At 66.8% G+C, this 20137-nt stretch carries 1 protein-coding gene (only partly in view); it reads right to left on the bottom strand.

The whole window is internal to a prolyl oligopeptidase family serine peptidase gene (locus LFM09_RS46445) on the bottom strand: the coding sequence, 52779 nt in all, runs 13517 nt past the left edge and 19125 nt past the right edge, and what appears here is coding positions 19126–39262, spanning codon 6376 (complete) through codon 13088 (partial); the first complete codon in reading order (the gene reads right to left) occupies positions 20135–20137. The start codon and the stop codon both lie outside this window.

Below are 20137 nucleotides of genomic sequence, written 5' to 3'. Positions count from 1 at the left end.
CGTCGTCGTGAACACCAGGTTGGTCAACCTTGCCCCGGTACACGGAATCAAGGTCCAGGTACTCGTCAACCAGCCCGAGAAGGTGCCCGATCTCGTGGGTGAACGCAGCGTCCACCTCGTGCAACCACCAGCGATCGACGCTCGACCTGAAGTAGGCGCCGCCCTCGACCTTCACAACGAGGTGTGCCTCGTCCTCCGCCCCAACGAACTGAACGGTGACGTGGAACTGGTCACCAGACGGCAACCTGTTCCCCTGGTTGAAGAAGAGGTCAACACCCCTCAACACACGCCGCTTCAACGCGACGATCTGCTGCGCGGTAATCCCTGGAGACACGTCGAGATTCAGACGGACAGTGAAGTCCTGAACCGTCGTACCGTCCACGTCGAACCGACGCCGGTCGTAGCGGACGTCGCTGTGGGTGTAGCCGAGCGAGCCCCTAGCCCGGTATCGCGCGTTGATCTCCTCCTGGCGCCTGATCTCCGCTCGCAGCTCTGCGGGCTGCGCGTCAAAGGCCCGTTTGCGCCACAGATCCAGCTGTTCCTCGCCAGTCAACCGCTGAGTTTGCTGCTTGACCTCCAACTCCCGCTGATACTCGTCGGTCGGCACGTCCGGCCTGTGGGTATTGCGACCATGCCGGTTGACGGGATCTCGGAGGGGATCAACTGTGCGGCCGTCGACGATCGAGACAGGTGCGCCCTCCCGAGACGTGCGAATCTCCGCCTCACCAACCGGACCCCTCGGCTCAAACCACTCCGCCGTCTGAGCCCGACTGTTCCACCACGAATCATCACCCAGAACCGTAGGCGCCACCGGCCCCACCACCCGCACCGCAGGAACCGACCTCGCCACCAACTCCCGAGACGCCCTCCTCACCCCACCCAAAGCAAGCACATACCCACGCTCAGCCAGCTCAACGGACATCCGCAAATCCGGTCGCTCAATCAGCAACCGCTCCCGATCAGCCTCCGTAGGAACCGGAGGCGGAGTCGTCGGGTCATCGTGACGAGCACGCACCCGCTCCAGCACAAGCCTGTCGAGCTCGGCGCGAACGGAAAGCATCTCCGCCCTCGCGCTCGCCAGAACACCGCGCGCCTCACGCAACCTCCCCTCCGCCTCGACCTCCGGGGCCAACGGGTAATCCAGCGCTGTGAGCTGTGCCTGCGTCAAGCTCGTGCCCGTCCAGGGTTCGGCGACCGTGTCGTCGTAGGCACCGAGTAGGTCTGCGACGCGTTGGACGAGCACGTCGGCGGCGCTGTCAACTTTCCACTCGGTCCGGCTCCCGCCCCAATCTGCGTCCTTGTCGACGAAGACGGTCGCGTGGGCAGTGATGGCGCTGTCCTCGACATGGATCAACCGGACCCGCAACTGGTCGCCGCTGACCGGCAGCACCAGCCCAGAGTTGAACCACGTCTCGACCGCGCTGTCGAGCGCGTCCCTGAACTGGCGCTGCTCTTCCTCCGAAACGGTCGCGAAGTTCGTGCGCAGCTCAAGACTGATCTCTCGAACTGTGACGCCGTCGATCTCGATTCGCCGAACGTCGAAGTTCACCTGGCCGCGGTCATTGCTCGTGCGCACCTCGTTGACCGGCGCGCTCGACCGGAACATGTCGATCTCCGCCACGGCGACTGGATTCTTCGTCGCGAGACCGCTGGAGAGATCTGGACCACCGTCGTCCGACACCGAGCCCAACAGCGCAGAGTCGGCTCCCGGCACTTCGACCACGGTCGTCGTGATCGCACGATCGCCATCATCCTGACGTTCGAGCAGCTTGAAGCGGCCCGAGTCTCCGACGATGATCGCCCTGGTCCCGGTGAGCGTCTTGGCGCTCGCGCCGTAGAACCGCCGAACGCCCATCTTCACGAAGGCGTCGAAGGCCGTCGAGCCAGGACCGTCCAGCGCGGCGGGCGAACAGGTCAGCGTCGCCGCTTCGGTGAACGCGTCACCCAGTGTCTTCCCAGTCTTGGAGAGGAACCAGTCCTCGACGATTTGTCCATATACGCTCCCAGTCGCCATCACCATGCCGTGGCGGATGTCGTTGAACTGGAAGAACTGCGGACTGCCGTGCCCGAACAGCAGGAAGGCGTTCCTGTTCCACGGCTCCGGGTAGACCTTCACCTCGCCGGTGTCGGCGCCGGACTCGTCATCGATCTCGTCGTCGAAGTCGATGTAGGAGACGCCGCGGTCGGCCGCGCTCATCCAAGCGAGCTCGGCCTCGGCCCGCATGCGCAGGTAGGCCGGTCCGCCGCCAGCCGGGAACGTCGCCCCTACCACAGCGCCGCTCGCAGGATCGAGCACCGGCTCGACCTCGATGTGCCGCATACCCACCCATCGGGGCGTGCCGCTCATGTCGTACGCCAGGTACAGGGGGGGCTCGCCCTTGGTACCGGCCGGATCCATGTCACCGTTTGACTGAGGCGTGAAGGTGCGCCAATTGTCGGGCGTGAAGTGGAGGAACCTCGGGTTGTCCACGTCCGCGTCGGGCAACGAGTCATCGAGGTCGAGGTCACGGATCGGTGCGTGCAGGTAAACCGGACCGATCTTCGCGGAAAGCGCGCGCTGAAGGTCGAAGGCGGCGCCACCGGTGCCCTGGAGCTGCGACGAACCGGAGGTGGTCAGAACAACCGACTTGACAGGCTGCGTAGCCAGTACGCCGCTGGCCACCACGAAGTCGGCGAGCGTCTGCGGCGTGACCGTCAGCACCCGGCCGTCCCGCAGCGCCAACTTGAACAGCAGCGCGTTGCCGTCGACGTCGATCACCACCGCCTGGTCGTTCGCCGCGTGGTGCGCGAACGGGTTGAGCGTCCGGTAAAGGCGGCTCGTGAACTTCGGCAGGAAGTGGGAGTGACTGGCCCTGGCCGACCTCGCGACCATTCGAGCACGGTCTTCCTGCGGGAAGACGACCAGCGACAGCCCACGAAGCCCTCCGTCTTCAGCCGGGGGCAACTTGGTCTTCACCACGTCGTCGGTAGTGAACTCGTGCTCGACGCCGGAGGTGTCCAAGCCGGTGAAGCGGTTCGGGGTGGCCCCAGGCGCCCAGGTCACCGTCTCGCCGGCGAGGTCTTTAGCGGTCGCGGGCGTCTCCGGAGCGGTGTCCTCGGAGGGAGTGCGCGCCTCGGCTGTGCCGGTGACGCCAATCCCCGAGTTCCACGACAGGGGATGGGACGACGGGGCGTTCTCGTCGGCGAAGACCAAAACGTCCATCCCCGTGCCACCTCCGGTGTACTGCGGCTCACCGACCAGAGCGGAGGCATCGATCCAGAACGCGTCGGCGTCCAACAGTCGCAACTGGGCGTCCACCCGCGTGACCAGCGCCGGACGTGCGGCGGCCAGGTTCGTCAGCAGGTTCGGGTCGTCGCCGAGCGCCTCGATCCGCAGCACTGGCGGCGTCATCCCGTCCGACACGCGCTCGACCGCCCACTCCGCCAGCAACCGGATCTCGTCGTCGGTCACCAACTCGGGGTCGAAGTCGACCACCTTCCGCTCCCACTGGACGTCCGCGGCGTCCGTGCGCGCCGGGCCGCTCTCGCCGGGCCGGACGAACGTGATCGGCCGCGACGACCGCCCCGTCACGTCGTCCCACACGGCCTTGCCGGTGGCCGTGAATCGCGCGCGGGCGTGGTCGGACAGCACCGCTGACTCCCAGGTGCCGTCACCGCGCTGCCACCGCTCGACGATCGACAGGTCAGCGGGCAGGTCCGAAACACCGGCGAGGTAGGTGAGCACGGCGGCCATCAGCACGTCCGGCCTGGAATGCTCCCGCAGGTCCACCGCGAGCTCGTGGAGGTCCAACTTCCCGTCGGCGAGGGTCGTCAGGGCGGTGTCGATGGCCACCATGACCATGTCGAGCGACTTGGCGCGGTCACGCAGCTGCGGCGGCACGCTCGGCACGCCAGCGTCCGAATACGGCCACCGCCGGCCCGTGGCCCTGCTGTTGGCTGCCGCAGCCGCGAGTTCGGCGGCGACCGACGCGTCGTGGATCGGCGCGGAGCCGACCACGTCCCAGAAGCCGCCCTGGAAGATGCCAATCGAGCTGTGCGCCCCATCGGAGAGATCGCGAATCATCGGGAACATCTGCCCGGTGCCGCCGAGTAGGATCGTGTCGACGCCGTGATCCCGGAGGCCGGTGAGGAAGCTGCGCAGCAACCCGTCCTCTGTGTCGACCTTGGCCGCGTAGCACGCCACCATTACCGTCAGCCCCGGACGCGCCCGCACCGCTCTCACGAAAGCGGCAGTCTGCATCGCCACAGACGCGATCACTGAACCCTCAGACATCAGCATCAGGCCAGGCGCGTGGCCGAGTCCCCTTACCTTCAACGAACCCGCGGTCGGGGACGCGTGCAGTACCACCAGGGCTGCGTTCCCCGGCACTGTCCAGGGCGTGGGCACCTCCAGGAACGCCGAGTCGTCCTCGGCGGCGCGCACCACATCGGTCGTTTCCCGGACGTCCGAGCCGAACACGGTGGTCATACCGGTGTGCTGCGTAGCCATCCAGTCAGCGGTCGCGTTGAGATCGTTCGGCTTCGAGGTGAACACGACCCCGATGACATCCGTAGTGCCGGGCGCGACGATCGGCACGGATACCACCTGCCCGGCGTAGTACCACCGCTCCCGGTTCAGGTGATCCACTCCGGTGAGCCATGAAGGGTCGGGTGTCGTGAACGGCCGGGGCGTGATTGGCCCGCCGTTGAACCTGACCAGCTGTTCGAACTTGGCGACGTGCCCGGCGTCGAGCCCGTTCAGCTCTGACTGGGGTGCGACCAGCCCGAGCCACGCCGCGATGTCCCCTGCTCGCTTGCCGGCGTCGGCCCCGACGGGCAGGCCGCTCTCCACGCGCCAGTGCCCGGATGCCTCGACCAGCTGGTGCGCGAACTGCCGGGTGGCGGGCACTACGTGCAAGCGCAGGATGCTGCCGTCCGACAGCCGCAGGCCGGTGTTGAAGGTCTCGTCGACCTCCTTGGCGAAGGCGGCCAGCCAGCCGCGCTCGATCGGCGCCGAGCCCTTCGGCGAGCTCACGACGAGGCCGAGGGTGGCTTCCGTCACCCACACACCAGGGCGGACCTCCACCTTGATCACGTCGAATGCCACGACGCCACCGGGTCCGAGCACGCGCACCTCGGTGATCGCGGCGCCGGACCGCACGAGGTCGACTTCCCCGACGGTGATCGGCGCTGGCGCAGGAGCTCGCACTATCGTCTCGTCGTCAGCGACGTCCTCAATGGTCGCCCACGTCCCAGACTCGGTCTTCACGTGCACCTTGGGCGGACCGTCGATGTCTACCATCGCGTCCCAGATGTCCGCCGCGGGCGTCGAGCCACGCTCGTCAGGCTCGGCCGCACCGTTCACCAGCAAGGTGATGGAGTCACGGTCGCGTCCGCCGGCGAGTTCGAACGCCGCAGAACTGGCGACCACCTGCCCGAACGAGGAAGCGTCGATCGAGACGACCGCGCCATCGGTCAGCGAGACGGAAATAGTCGCCTTCACCGGGTGTGGCGTGCCGTCGTGGTCGAGGTAGGCATGCTCGGTGTCAACGCGCACGGCGCCGACGAAGAACGTGTCGTCCTCGAACGGCGTGCCGACCGGCACGGCAGGCACCACGCCGTTGTCCGTGGTCGGGAAGAACACGCCGTCGATAGCACCCTCGGCGTCGAAATGCGCGACCGCGGCGACGTCACGGGGGTCGAACCGGCGGACGGATCCGTCGGCCGTGAAACCCACCAACGATCCGTCGCCCGTCGGCCACGCCGAAGCGGACAACACGGGAAGTGCTGCCGTGGTGCTGAAGCTGACGATGCCGGTGTCGTCCTCCGGCGGTTCGCCGGGCTCACCAGGGGCGCTCATGTCGCCGTCCGGATCCTCCGGGTCAACGTCCAAGTCGTCGGTCAGCACCGGCGCGTGCCGTTCCCGGTCGTCGACCGGAACCTTCAACGAGTCCGAGTCGCTGAGTACGGTGCTCGGCTCGCCACCGTGGTCCGGGTCGTCATCCGAGTTGATCGAGGCGGTTGCCGCCACCGGCTTCACCTCGGGAGCGGCGTTGAACGCCTCGATCCGCCGCTCCAGCTCCAGCTTCGCGTTCCACCACCGCCTCCGCACCACGTCCGCGGCGTCGCGTGCGGCCTGGACCTTCGCCGCCGCGTCGTCGCGCGGTCCCTGGAGCGCGGCGACCGCCGCGGCGGCCTCGTCCGCGAACTCCCGGCTCAACGCCAGCCCGTGCTCGGCCCGCACCACCGCGTCCCGCCGGTCGAGCAGGGCCGCTTGTTCCCGCTTCACCTCGGCGAGCCTGGTCGCGAGCGAATCGAGCTCGGCCCGCGTCGCGGTGTCGACCGAGCCTGTCGGGAGATCCACGAGCTGGACCGCCAACTCACCGAAGCGGAACTCGATGGCGATCTCGGCATCTTCCAGCCTGCGCGCCTCGTCCGGCAGGTCCGCCAACGCCTTCCGCGCGACGTCAAGACGTTCCACCGCGCTGCCGACGTCGAGGTTCGTGAGCCGCAGCGCCTCGTCCGCGCTCATCCGCGCTGCCGCGTCCTTGTTGATCAGGTCGTCGAGCGCGTGTTGCGCCTCCTCGACCTTGCGCTCCTCCGTGCGCCAAGCGTCGCGTTCCTTCTTCACCTCGTCCTGAGCGATGGTCACGTCAGACGAGACGGCACGCCCGCCCAGCGCACGCGCAAGATCGATCTGGGCGACGCGGATCTGACCGGAACGGCTCCGGTGCACGTCGAACACTGCGGTCGTGTCGTCGACCGTGGCGATGATCCGGTACTCGACGTCGTAGGTCACCAAGCCGGTCCGGCCGCTGTCGCCGCTGCCTTCCTGACGGGCGGAGCCGGCGTCGCCGCCGAACGACTCGGACTGGTTGAACGTCGCCCTGGCGTCGATGTCGCCGAATCTGGCACCGGGATCGCGGACCGGTTCGGCCCCGTCGTTGGTGGTGGCCAGCTCACCGTTGACCGCCACGGTGGTAATTGCGCTCTCGCCCGCCTGGAACTCACTGCCCGTGCCAGGGATCATCGCCCGTTGGTTGATCATCGCGACGTCGTCGCTCAGGCCGGTCAGCCGCGGCTCGACGAGTCTCGTGTGCACCTGGAGCGTGGCGTGCCTGCCGGACAACAACGCGGTTTCGTGCAGGTCCGGCAGCACAATGCCCTCGTAGGACGCGTCGACCACGCCGGTACGCACGCTCTCCGCTCCGAGCGCCGACAAAGCGGCGTTCGTCAGCCCCTTGGCGGGACCGGTGGCATCGGTGCCAAGACCAGCCGCGTTGAGCGCCTGAAGTGCAACCGACCTCAGCTCGGCAGCACCGACCGTCGTCTGTGGATGAACAGTCCGAGGCAGGCGGATGCCCTCGCCCTTCCACCGCGCGATCGCCTCGGGAGTGGCCTCGCTCTCGTCCCGGCTCAGGGTCTCTTCGTGCTCCGGCGCGGGCTCTGGCCGCGACGACAGGTCGTCGGCCAGCACTCTCGTGGTCATGACCGCGGACTTCGTGACCGACTCGGTCGTGCCGTCCGGTTTGCGGATCTCCAACTCCCACTCGACCGGCACGGAGTACCTGGCTGCCGGGCCGTCCGCATCGAGAACGTGCACGTCGAGCGCGGTGAAGGCCATTGTGTTCGACACCGACGTGGACTGGCCGAGATCGGTGGCCGCGGCGCCGGTGGCGTTGCCGCCAAGCGCGGGGTCCGCTGCGTGCGGAGCCACGCCGAACAGCGCCCTGATGCTCGTGCCCCATGACTTCGACTTCGACTTCGACTCGGCGTCACGGCCGAAGTAGACGAGGATGTTGTTCATCTTGACGCCGTCGTTGACGACGTCGCGGAACTGCGGCTGGCCGGGCCTCGCCTTCAGAACAACCTGATAGGAGTCACGTCCGATGAACCGCGGGTCGTGGGCGATCAGCGGGATGCCGCCGTCCAGCGCGCTGTCCATCATCGCGCGGACGGTTTCCTTGTCCGCCAGGTCCAGCATCCGCTGCAAGTTGTTCATCGCGTCGTCGAGCACGGCGTCCGGGATCAGGTCCGTGCCCGTCGCGCCGAGCTTCGTCCTGAGCTCCGGCACCATCGGCGTCAGGTCGGGCAACTCCTCGAAGACGCCAAGACCGAGGGAACTGGGCTCGCCCTCGCGCATCGTCGAGGGCGGTGCGAGAGTGCCTTGCTCAGTCCACGGCCGATCCTCCACCTCGGGCAGCAGTCCGAGTGCGCGGGCCTGTTCCTCGCTCACGCGCAGGTAGACCGCGCCCGGCAACACGACGTGGACGCCCTCGCGCCCCGTCTGGCGGCTGTGCATCAGGCTGCCGACGCGGCTTTCGGCCACGATGTCCACGTTCGCGTCGACCTGGATCAACACGGTTCGGCTGCTACCGGGCAGGTTGCGCTTGCGCTCGTTCAGCCCGGTCATCTCCCGGACCTTCGAGACCGTGTTCCGCCAAGACCAGAACTTGTTCGACACTGCCGCGCCACCGCGGCCGATGGTCGGCCGGTCTTCCCCGCTCTGCGGGGCCGCGATCAGCACCGTGCCCCAGTTGAAGTCCCAGCCCTTGCTCTTGGACTTCGAGGCACCCGCTCTGGTGCCGCCGACCGACGAATACTCCATGGCCGTGTCGTCCGAAATGGACACGAGCTTCGGGTTGGACAACACCATCTTCGCGCCAAGCGCGCCAAAGCGGTCCTCGAGCCGACGACCGTACTTGAGTGCGTTCTCCTGCAACCCGGTGTTCACCGCGTGGTTCAGGTTCGCCTTCACGTGCTCTGGCGCGAACATCTGGTCGGCGGCCCGCCTGGACGCGGAGCCTGGCAACGTGAGCACGTTGTCGCCTCCGGCAGCCTTGTCCAGTGCCTCAAGCGCTGCCTTTTCCAGCTGCTCGGCACCGGTGAACGCCTCGACGTGCAGCCACTCGGTCACCGCGGTCTGGCCCGCCGGCGTTGGCCTCGGGTGCAGTAGTAGATCGGTGATCGACGGAGCCTGCGCCATGGCCTCCGGTTCGACCGGCGCGCCAGGGCGGAACACAGCAGGGTCCTCGGTCAGCACCGAACTGTCGGGTAGGTACAGCCGCACGTTGCCCTGGACAGGTTCCAGCGCGATTGGCTCATCTTCTGTGCGCGCCCGGCCCTCCTGTCCAGGCCGTTCGGTCTTGGCGATCGTCTTGACCTTCGGCGTCTGCCAGCCAGGCAAGCCGGGCATCAGGCGGCGAACCCACGCCCTCGGGCGCGAGAAGGTCTCGACGGTGACCTCGTACTCGATGTCGCTGGAGAAGCGGTGGCTCGTCGAACTTCCCGCGTTCACCATGAAGTTCACCGTCAGCGGGCCGGAGTTGTTCCGATGTGTGGTCGAGGAGTTGTACTTGATCGACGCGTTCGGCACGACGACGAGCGAGGAGTCTCCGGACGCCGTCGGGATGACAGCACGGGCCTCGGGTCCGACGGAGTAGGAGAACTCCCGGTTGCTGCTCGCACCCATCTTCGACTCGCGTGTGTCCGAACTGCGGACGACCCGGTCGACTACTTCGCCGTCGTACTTGGTGTCTTGAAGCTTCGCCTTGACGGTGACGCGGACGTAATCGTTGGAGTAGAACCCACGCCGCTTGAACACGATCGGCAGGTCCTTGCCGAACAGACTGTCCATTTGGGACTTCGTCGCGCCCGGAGAGAGGTTCGTGTCCAGCATCCGCTGGTTGGTCATCATCTCGGCGAACTGGGCATAGTCGTCGCCGATTCGGGACTTGGCTTCGGCGGTCTTCCGCAGCGCGGCCTCGAAGCTGCCGAGTGCCCTCACGCCGGAGAGTGCTGTCGCGATCTGGGCCTTCACCGCGGTCAGGTCGACGTGGAACCACGACTTGTGCTTCGGGCGAGAACCCCACGTAGGCAGGAAGTCCTCGAAGCCCTCGATCTTGGACAGGGTGTCCTCGATCTGCTGCTTGACCTTGTCCAACTGGTCGAGCCGACCCGCCTTCGCATTGCCGGTGGCGAGGTCGGTGGCCAGGTAAGGCGCCGGGAAGCGCTCCTTACCGTCTGCGGGCGGCCTGACCTCGACTCCGTCGAAGCCCGCCGGCACCGGGAATCCGTATTGCGCGGCCTCCGCAAGGCTGAGCCGGATGACCGCCTCGACCTCGACGTCGACATCTTGGCCCTCCGCCGACTGCACGGTCACGACCGCCTTGACGGCGTAGGCACCCGTGCGGCCCTTCACGTCGGTGCCGATCTCGTGCTTGCCCTGTGCACCGGCCGGGGTGGCCTCGCTGTTCGAGACGCCGACGCTGCCGCCGACCAGTACCGCGCCGCCCATCATTGCGCCGCCGAGACCTCCGGAGACGCCGAGCCCCTGCTTCGACGTCGGAGTGTTCATGACACCCCTGGTGGACGCGTCGTGCAGCGCGAGCGTCGTGCTGTCGAAGTCGTCGACCAGCTTGGCCTCCGTGATGACCGCCTTCATCCGCACCGCGGCGCCACGACTGCCGTGCGGACTCACGAGGTCGGGCGAGTACACCCAGTTGTCGATCATGCTGGGGAGCTCAGCGCGAATGTTCACGGCACTGAGGAACGTCTTCAGAGCGGTGCGGCCGGGGGCGCCGATCTTGGTGATCGACGGATGCATCATGCCCGCGACCTCGTCGAACGTGTTCGGCACGAGGGTGACGGCCTCGCTGAGCATCGTGGTCAGCTGCGGGGTGGCCTCCTCCTGAATCGTGTGCCATGAGGTGTCGGTGCCTGCCGTCAGGGAGTTCGCCTTCTCCGGCACGCTTAGCGTGATCTCGTGCTCCAACGAAGCCGCGCCGACGAGCCGCGACTTCGCGTCGGCCACCGACACCGACCACTTCACAGGTACGTCGATCTGCTGGGCGGTCTCGCCAGGGAACAGGCCGCGGTACGTCTGCACGCCGGTGGAGTGCGTCTGCGACACCGCGGGCACACCCAGTGGTGTCCGCACTCCGAGTGCACCTGTCGGACCAACGCCCGAGGTCAACGTGACCGTCATCCCTAGATCGCCGCCGGTGGCGACGGTGCTGTTCGCGGACACCGACTTCGGGTCCAGCCCGCTGAGGTCGGCCTTGTGCCTGGCACTCACCCCGTCCTTGGACATCGGAGCCGCCGGCACCCGGAGCTCGGCCACGACCGTTGCCGCGTACCACCGGTCGTCGACCTTGACCTGGAACTCACGCCCCTCGCCGAGGAACGACTCGAACTCGCTGTCGGTGTTCACCATCATCTCGATGGCCCTCAGTCCATCGACCTGGCCGTCCAGCACGTTGGCGACGAGGCTCGCGACCTCCGCTCCCACTTTCGTCTCGTGAGTCGCCTTCACCAGGCCGAGCGCGCGGCTGTCCCGGACGTGCTCCGGCACGTCGACCGGTTTCGGCTCGAACTGGATCTCGGCGGGTGCCTCGTTGCCTTCCGAGTCCGTGACGAAGATCTGCGGCTGCGGGACCGCGTCCAGTGAGCTGTCTTCCTCCCTGACCGTCGGCAGCGGGTTCGCGACCACCGACGAGGCCGAGACGCCTTCGTGTCCCCGCGTCTCCGTGCGAACGCCGTGACGGTTTGAGGTACCGGCGAACGGTTCACGACGTCCAGGATGTAGTGACGTATCGGTTTCGACCTGGCTTGACGAACCGCCTTGGGCCGACGGCGAGGGCGCTATGCCGCCGCCGCGACGCTCTCGCGTGTCAACATCATCTGTGCTGGGGGTGATCGCAGGCAGCGGGCCGACGTCGACCCTGGTGAAGGAACCGCCTTCAGTAGCCACCCACGGTTTGATACTGACCCAAACAACGCCATTGCTGGCGTAGACGCCCCCCTGGGTACCCAAGGCCGCCAGCGCGCCACTGACCGCAGGCGCGACACCTTCCAACGCTTTACAGATGAGCAGGACAACCGGCGATGTCGGGTTCCTGCGCACAGCCTGCAGGATGGGCTCGGTCCTCGCGACCAACGTGGCGAACACGTCAGGGCGCATGACCACCGTTTGGCCGGTCGTCAGCTGTACGGCAACGCCGTCACCGTCACCATGTGCGTCGATGAATAACGGCTGGTTGCGCTCGTGACTCCACGGTGCCTCCTCAGAGACCCCCTCATCGTGTGCCTGCGTGGCCGTTCTACCATCATCCGCGGTGAACACCCGGGACAATGCCTTCCTGCCAGCCCGCTTCGCGAACTTGGCGGAGTTCGCGGCGTACTCATCGACCCAGACCGTCTTGTTGTAGGACGGGAAAGCCGCGCCGATGATCTTACCCTTCTTGACCAACGGTACGACCTGTACGTCGCCTGCGGTGAAGAACAGGGCCCCTCTACCGGGGCCGCGCTCGGCGCGGAAGCCGTTCTCAGCAACGAACTCCGCCTCCAGCTGGGGCGAGGCCTTTTCCGTGCGCGGGTCGGATAGCGGCGAATGGATGAAAACCGGTCCGTTGTAACCCCATGCCTGCCGCACGACGACGGGAACGTCGTTCGTGACGAACCGGTGTGCCCGCTCGGGCAACACAAGCTCCTGCTTCAGCTGCTTCTCGAGTTCGGCCCTGAACTCGTTTTCTACGCGGGCTCCATGCGTAGCGTCGGAACGGGACGTCGTGATCCGAACCGGACGCGGGGGCAGGCCATCACGGAGGTCGATCATGAGATGGATGAGGTATTCGCTGACGAAGTCAGCGAGCCTACGAGCGGAGTCCGCTCCGTCCAGCCTGACAACGATCTGACGGCGAACATCGAAGTCCTCGTCGGTGATCTCCGGCTTGTGCACTCCGTGCGCTTTCGACGACACCTTGGGAATCACCGCGCCGCCTCCGGCACGCTTGAGTTCGCGTTCGACCATCGCCGAGCAAAAGTCCTCCACGAAATCGGTGGCGGTCGCCTTGAGGAGGTATGACGCGCTGTTCTGCACGGATCGGATGAACACCAGGCCGCGATCGAGCGCCTTGGCCGAGAGCCACACCGTCTTCACCATGTCCGGCACGTTCCTGGCGTGGGGGCTCTGCAGCTCACCAGGCAGGGCAGCCGTGGACCACCTCCGGCCACTTGCCGGCTTAAGCCCCAACGAGAATTTTCGCCCGTGGAACTGCGCGGGAAATCCGATCGGGAACGCGATCTCCACCCATGCGTGGCGCCTGGTGGTCTTCCCCTCCGTTGATACGGAGTTCTCGACAAGCACATCGATCTGGATTCCAGTACTATCGATGAACTCGACGCCCTGCAATGCACGCTCGAGCTGACCGAACTCGTAGGCGCGGCTGGGGTTCGCGGCCGTAGATCGCCCAGGACCAACCCGACCAGGTTGCACTGGAAGCTCGGTGATCGCGCGAGCCAAGCCCGGCACGTCCTTGAAGAGATCGCGCCCTTGCACGGCGAGATGGACTTCCGCGAGTACGAGCACCGACATCGTGTCGTGCTCGATACCTCTGAGCACGTTCAGGGCATCCCGGCCCGCCACAGCAATCTCGCGCACCTTGTCCGAGATCGCCCGTACTTCTGGGAAGTCCACCGAGTGGAGCTGGGCAAGTCCTAGGAACTGGGCACGGCGCGCGGCCACAACCGCGCCCAGCACTTCAGGATTGTTCCGCACCGTGTCAAGGATCTGCATGAACTCAAACGTGTCGGTTGAGCTCACCAACGAGTCGACCACGTCCTCGACCGACGAACCCACCGGCCGGCGAACGCCATTGAGATCCGAGCCTCTGGTAACAACCTCGTCGCTTTGGCTGCCCGGTGACAGACCTGCACCGACTCTGGTGAAGGAGCCACGCTCAGCACCGATCCACCCCTCCTCATCAAGGTGGACGCGACCGTCACTGGAATAGACGCGAACCTCGGTCCCCAAGGCCAGCAGCTCGCGGCTGACCGCAGTGGCCGCACCCTTCGACGCCTCGCAGATGAGCAGGATCACCGGTGACATCGCGTATTTCTTCACCGCACGTGTGATGGGCTCGATCATTGCGACGAGCTTGGCGAACGCGTCAGGCCCCATCAACACGTTCTCGCCGGACTTCAGCTGAACGACCACGGAGCCGTCGACGCCATGCGCATCGATGAACAAGTACCTGTACGGCTCATCACGCCACGGCGCGTCCTCAGACTTTCCCAGCTCAACGGCCCGCTCCATCGAGACACCTTGGTCCACGGTGATCACCTGGGTCAGGGTCTCCCTGCCTGCGTTCTCCACGAATTCCACAGAGAATGCAGCATGTCGATCAGCCGACGCACCCGCATGGCTGGACGGAAAGACCGCGCCAATGGTTTCGCCGTTCTTGGCCAGCGGCACGACCCGCACGTCATCGGCGGTGAAGTAGTGCGTCTTGCCACCGGTGCCCACACCGCGGAAACCGTTCCCGCTGAACACCGCCTTGAACGCGGTCGTGAACCGGTTCGCCACCCTGACAATGTTCGTGGCGGGTGCACTGGAGCGGGGAGACTCGATGACGACCGGCCCGTCGTGGTCCCTGTCCCTCCGCACGACGACCGGAACGTCGCTCATAACGAACCGATGTGCACGCTTGGGCAGCACGTACGCCAGCTGCCTCTCGAGCTCGGCACGGAACTCGGCCTGTGCACGAGCACCTTGCCTGGCACTGGACCTGGGTGCGGTGATCCGAACCGGAGACGCAGGCAGACCCTTGCGGAGGTCGGCCTCGAGCTGAGCGCGATACTCGCTGACAAAGTCGACGAGCCGGCCGTCCGGGTTCGGCCCGTCCAGGGCCACGACGATCTTGTGGCTGCTGTCGAAGTCCGCGTCGGGAATCTCCGGGGTACGTACCCTGTGCTCGTTCGGCGCCTTCGGTATCAGCCCGCCGATTTCGGCAAGCTTGCGGTCATCGTTGCTCATCACCGAGTACAGGTTCTTCGCAAACGTGACGCAGCTGTTCGTGCGCCAGTTGTACGGCGCGTTCTGCACGGCGCGGAGGAATACGATGCCGCGGTCGAGCTCCGTGGCTGAGACCAAGCCCGGCATTACCGATTCCGGCACGTACTTGAAGTCAGGACTACGCAGCTTACCGGGCTGAGTCGTGGCTCGGATCACATCACTTTCAGGCCAAAATCCCGCCGAGAACGTACGGCCGCGGAATCCGCCAGAGCCAATCGGGAGTGCGACCTCGATCCACACGTGGCCGTACTCGCGCTTCAGCAGGCGGAAGTCCTCGAATAACAGGTCGAACCTGATGTTCGAGCCGTCGATGTTCCGGTTGCCCCACAGTGCGCGTTCAAGCTGACTGATCTCGTAGGACTGCCTCGGGTATGCGGCCACGGGCCGACCGGAAGCATCTGGAGCGGCATCTCGTTCCGCGGGTACCGCTCTGATCGCGTCAACCAAGCCAGGCGCGTCCTCGAAGAGATCGCGCCAGTGCGCGTGGAGGTATACCTCGGCGAGCACGAGTACCGACATCGTGTCGTGCTCGATGCCGCTGAGCAGGCTCATGACGTCCCCGCCCGCCACAACACGATCACGCACTGCCTCAGACAAGGCTCTCGCGTCCGGGAAGTCCACGGAGTGGAGCTGAGCCAACCCTGTCGACTTGTAGCGGCGAGCGGTCACGACCGCTCGCAGCACCTCCGGTTGGTTCCGCACCCTGTCCAACATCTGCATGAATCCGAAGGTGTCGGTCTCGTTGACCAACAACTTGGCCACGCCTTCGATGCGCAACTGATTGTCCGAAGTCGTCGCCGGGCCAACGGCGATGCCGTCGGTGCCGAACGAGAAGGTGCTGGTGAACTCGTCCTGCCCGGAGCGGGTCTGCGTCCGGCGTTCGCCGTCACCAGCCTCGTCGCGCGCCCCGTCGGCTCCGAACACCGGCCCAGACGCTGTCCGCGACTGCGGCTCCGCCCCGTCGACCTCGGTGGTGACTTCGACGTGGACGGTGACCGGTCCGTCAACAGCCGCCTCTGTGATCGCGACTGCGTCCCGCCTGCCAGCGAAGCGATCGAACACCGAGGTAAGACCGCCAATCACAGTCCTGCGCAGCTCGGTGGCCCATTCCCCTCCGCCTCGAACGACCACACGCGGGTTGCTTCCCGAGACCGCCACCTCGCGGAAGACTTGGACGAGCGCCGCCTCGTCCACGACGTTCCCTGCCTCGTCAAACACGGCGACGGAAGGCGGGACTGTCGCAGGCGACTCCGGCAGGACGGGGAAAGCGGTCGTCAGCGCCGTATTTCCCGTGACCGTTTCGGGGCCGGACGAAGCCGCCGTGCCGTCGACGATGACCCGCACGCCGGTCGTCCGGTGGGCATCGATGGAGTTCGTCCTGACCGACAGGCGCACCTCGTCACGGCTGATGCGGGCGCTCGCCTCCACGTCGAGCTGCTCTTGCTCCAACTGGCGGTCGACCATGACCTCCAGCACTGCCGCAAGGGTCTCCCTGCGCCACTCCCCCAGTTCCGACCCGCCGCCCTCGACCACTACCTGCGGCGGTGCAAGGCCGAGCTGGTGCCGGACGACGATCGCTTCGGCCAGTTGCTCGGTCTGCAGCTCCAGAGCCGCGACGGCCTCCGGTGACGGCCGCGTGGAACCGTCCGCGAAGCCGTACGACTTGAACGTCACGGACCCCGGCAACTGCGGCGCGATCTCCGCCGCCGGTAGGAGGGTGACCGGGAAGATGCGCTCTTCCTCTGGTTGGTCGGGGTCCGGGATCCCGAGGACCATGAGGTCCAGCACCTGCGTGATCGGGGACTCGGCGTCGGGACGTGGCATCGCGACGGTGCGCACCCGGCCCGCGTGCGCCGGATCCGCGGCGATGGCTGATACGGCCGCCCTGAGCACGACGCCGGGCTGCTCGTGCCTGTTCGCCAGCTCGATCGCCGTGTCCAGAGCCAGCAGTCCGTCTCGGTCGTCGATGCCGTCCCGCAACATGTCGCGAACCCGCAGAGCCAGGTCGAGCGTGCCCGCGTGGTCGTCCGTGGTGATCGGGCCGAGCGGCTGTGGGCCGGCGACGCGGGCCGGACCGGCGTGCTGGATCCTCACCGCGAGCACCGCGGCAGCCTCGTCACTCGTCGGCGCGGGCTCAGGGTCCGGGAACGAGATCAGATCCAGCGGGAAGCTCGCCGACCTGGTCAGGCCGCGGGCGGTGGAACGCGCATCCGGGTCGATGTCGAGCAGCTTCTCGGCCAGGGCGGACACGTTCCGCGCGCCGGGGGTGCGGTCCGGCACCGTGACCGTCCGCACCATTCCGCGCCACACCCGTTCGCCGGCGATGGTCCGAACCGCGGCCTCCAGCACGACCGCGCCGTTCGGGTGGTCGCGCAGCATCTTGTCCACAGACGCGAAGTCCAGGTCGCCTCGGGCACGCAGTCCCCGCGCCAGCGTGTCCACGACGTTGCCGACAAGGCCGACCAGGTCCTGCCGAGTCGGCATGTCGAGCCGACCTTCGGCTTCACCCCGGAAGCTGGCGCCAGAGACGGCAGGGACTGCGCCCAGGCTCGTAGCGGCGTCGACTGCTGCCGTGTTCGCGTTCTTCATGCCTGCTGTACGGGCGTTGTCGCTCAGTTGCTGCGCGTACAGCTCGGCGAACTGGTGCCCTCGTGGGACAGCCAGCACGGGTGGTACGTCGGTGAGCGGGGCGACACCGAGTGCGAAACCCTGCTCGGTGGAGACCACACCGGCGAAGTCCGCCAGCTGCTCCAGCGCGTATTCCGCAGGGACGATCACGCCGCCGAAGCGCCGTGCCAACTCGGCGCCGAGGAGAGCGCGGGCCAGGTCGCGATCCTCATCGGTGGTGTTGTCCTGTGCGGCGGAGAACAGTTCCTGGTTCACCATCGGCGAATCCGCGTTGAACACCTCGTCGACGTTGACGACCAGGAACCCGTGCTCCCTCGCCTGCCGGTCCATCCGGAGCACGTCGGCCAGCTGCGGATCACCTGCGCGCGCCGCGACGAACATCTCGCGCGGCACGTCGCTCACGAGGATCGGAGTCCAGCCCTCGGCCCTCGCGGTCTCGGCGGTGACTGCAAGGGACGCCCAGGCTCCGTCGACGACAAGGCCGCCCAGCGCGGGCACGATCACGTTCTTCGGCAGGTCCCTGCCGTTCTCACTGATCAACGAACCAGCTCGCGGCCACGATGAGACGACATCTGCCGACGAGGTGCGGAGCATGTCCATCGCCTCGAAGAAGTCCGCCTGCTCGTGCGGCGGCAGCGTGTCCTGGTCGATCCGCGCGAGGAACGCCGGCGCCGGCGCCGGCCGGATCACCCCCGCGACGGGCTGGACGTCCTGTGCCTCGGCCAGCTCTTGTGCACTGATCCGGTCCAGTTCCTGTGCGAGCCGCAGCTGCCGGTGGTACTCCTCCATCGCCGTCCACCACGCTGCCTCGGCATCGCTGACCTTGACCCGCTGGGTGGTGACGTCCGCGTTCGAGTCGGCCGAGAGGACGCCTTCGAGCTCGCCGACGGCATCCGTCCACGCCTTGCTGGCCGTGGTGAACTCCGCGACGGCCTTGGCCAGTGGATCGGGCAGTCTGCCCAGCAGACGCTCGGCGGCAGGCTCCCGCATCCGGACGAGGTAGGCGTTGTCGACGGTGAGCCCGGCGACGCCGATCTTCGACGTGGAGTTCGGCTTCCGCGCCACGACCTTGAACTCGACGTCCGCGAGCAGGCCACGGGAAGTGAGACCTGGGTGCGTGGTCCGGTGGTTGTGCCTGGGGTCTCGACCGAAGGTGTTCTCCGTGTGCGCGTGGACGTTGACAACCCAGTCCGGCCTTACTGACGGCCCCTGCCGCTGCGCGGTGCCGAATGTCTCGACAGAGGCGGCGTTCTTCGGCGACCCACTTCCCACCTGTTGCTCGACGCTTCCGCTGCCTCGCATGATCACGCCCGACGAGTACTCACTGCCGGACGTCAGGTCGACGTCGTCACTCGCGCTCTGGCTGGTGAAGCTGTCCATCTCCACACGGCCACTCGCGGACGCGAGCTTCGGTTGAGGCTTGAGCCGCGCGTGGAACTCGACGTCGCGGTCGAACCCGGCCACTGGGAACCGGAACAGGCCCTCGCGCATCGCGGGCATGCCCGCCTTCACAGTGGCCGGTGTGATGGCCGCGTCCACGGCCAGCGCGACCTTCGTGTCGACCACGACACCAGAGCGCACGAGCGCCACCTTCGCGGCGGCGCGCAACGTCTTTATCAGGCCGAAGTAGTGCTCGACCTCGTAGTCGCCGGAGTTGGGCAGTGCAAGGCTCTCGTCGTTGTCCTGTCGCCACCGTGCGAGGTCCACGGCCTCGCCTGCGGGCAGAGCGCGGATTCCACCCTCAGCGCCGAGAGGTTTCGCACTGCCCGGCGGGAGCAGCGTCTCCTCAGCCATCTTCCGGATCTTGACCGGGCGCTCGACAACAGACTCCACGACCGTGCCGGCCCTGGCGTCTTCCTGCGTCTCCGCATTGAATCCGAGCTTCCGCTCGATCTTGGCCCTCAACCGGACGACACCCTTGTAGGTGCCCACCGGGCCGCGAATCGCACCGTAGGAACCTGCGGACTGCGATCGTGCGAACGACTCGGTGTACGTCTGCACCTGGGCGACGTAGCCGGCCTGCAAGCCGCCACCCAGGTTGCCGGAGCTCGGCGCGGAGGTCTTCGTGCCGGAGCCCTGGCCGGCGGAGCTCACGTCCTTGAGTGTCCCGTGAACGCGCATGATGGCGCCCACGTCGACGATGTGCTGACCATAGATCTTCTCGTCGGTGTCACCGGTCGACACGATGGTGCGGGCCGCGAGCTTCCGGACGATCTCCACCTCGCCCTCGGTCGGCAGTGCGGCCCATTCGCCCGTGACCGTGAAAACGTAGGTGCGGCCGGACCACCGGAACTCCACCCTCAGCGGCGTGCCCACGCCACCGTTCATCACAGCGGTGAACATCCGGTCCACATTGGACAGAAGTTCGTCGACCACGCGCGTGTTGTTGTGCGAACTCGTGAGCGGGGAGCGCGGAAGCAGCTCCTCAGCCGCCTCAGGTCCGAGCTCAGGGTGATTGGTGATCTCCTGGCGGAGGTCCTCGATCACGTCGCTGATGTCGATGCGCCCGTCCACGCCGCCGATGCCCAGCGAGGTGACGTCCGGGATCTGCAACGACTCGGGTGGCGGCAACTTCTGGGACTCAGGAGTCCCCTCGGCGACAGCCAGCTCCTCGGCCACCTGAGGAGTGACAGGATTGTCCTGGCTGGACGACTCGCGCTCCCGGTCCTGGCGTTC

Source organism: Lentzea alba, from assembly GCF_047445655.1.
Lineage (GTDB): Bacteria > Actinomycetota > Actinomycetes > Mycobacteriales > Pseudonocardiaceae > Lentzea > Lentzea alba_A.
Note: the sequence above shows the minus strand (reverse complement) of the source record. Positions and strands in the feature narration are given on the sequence as shown.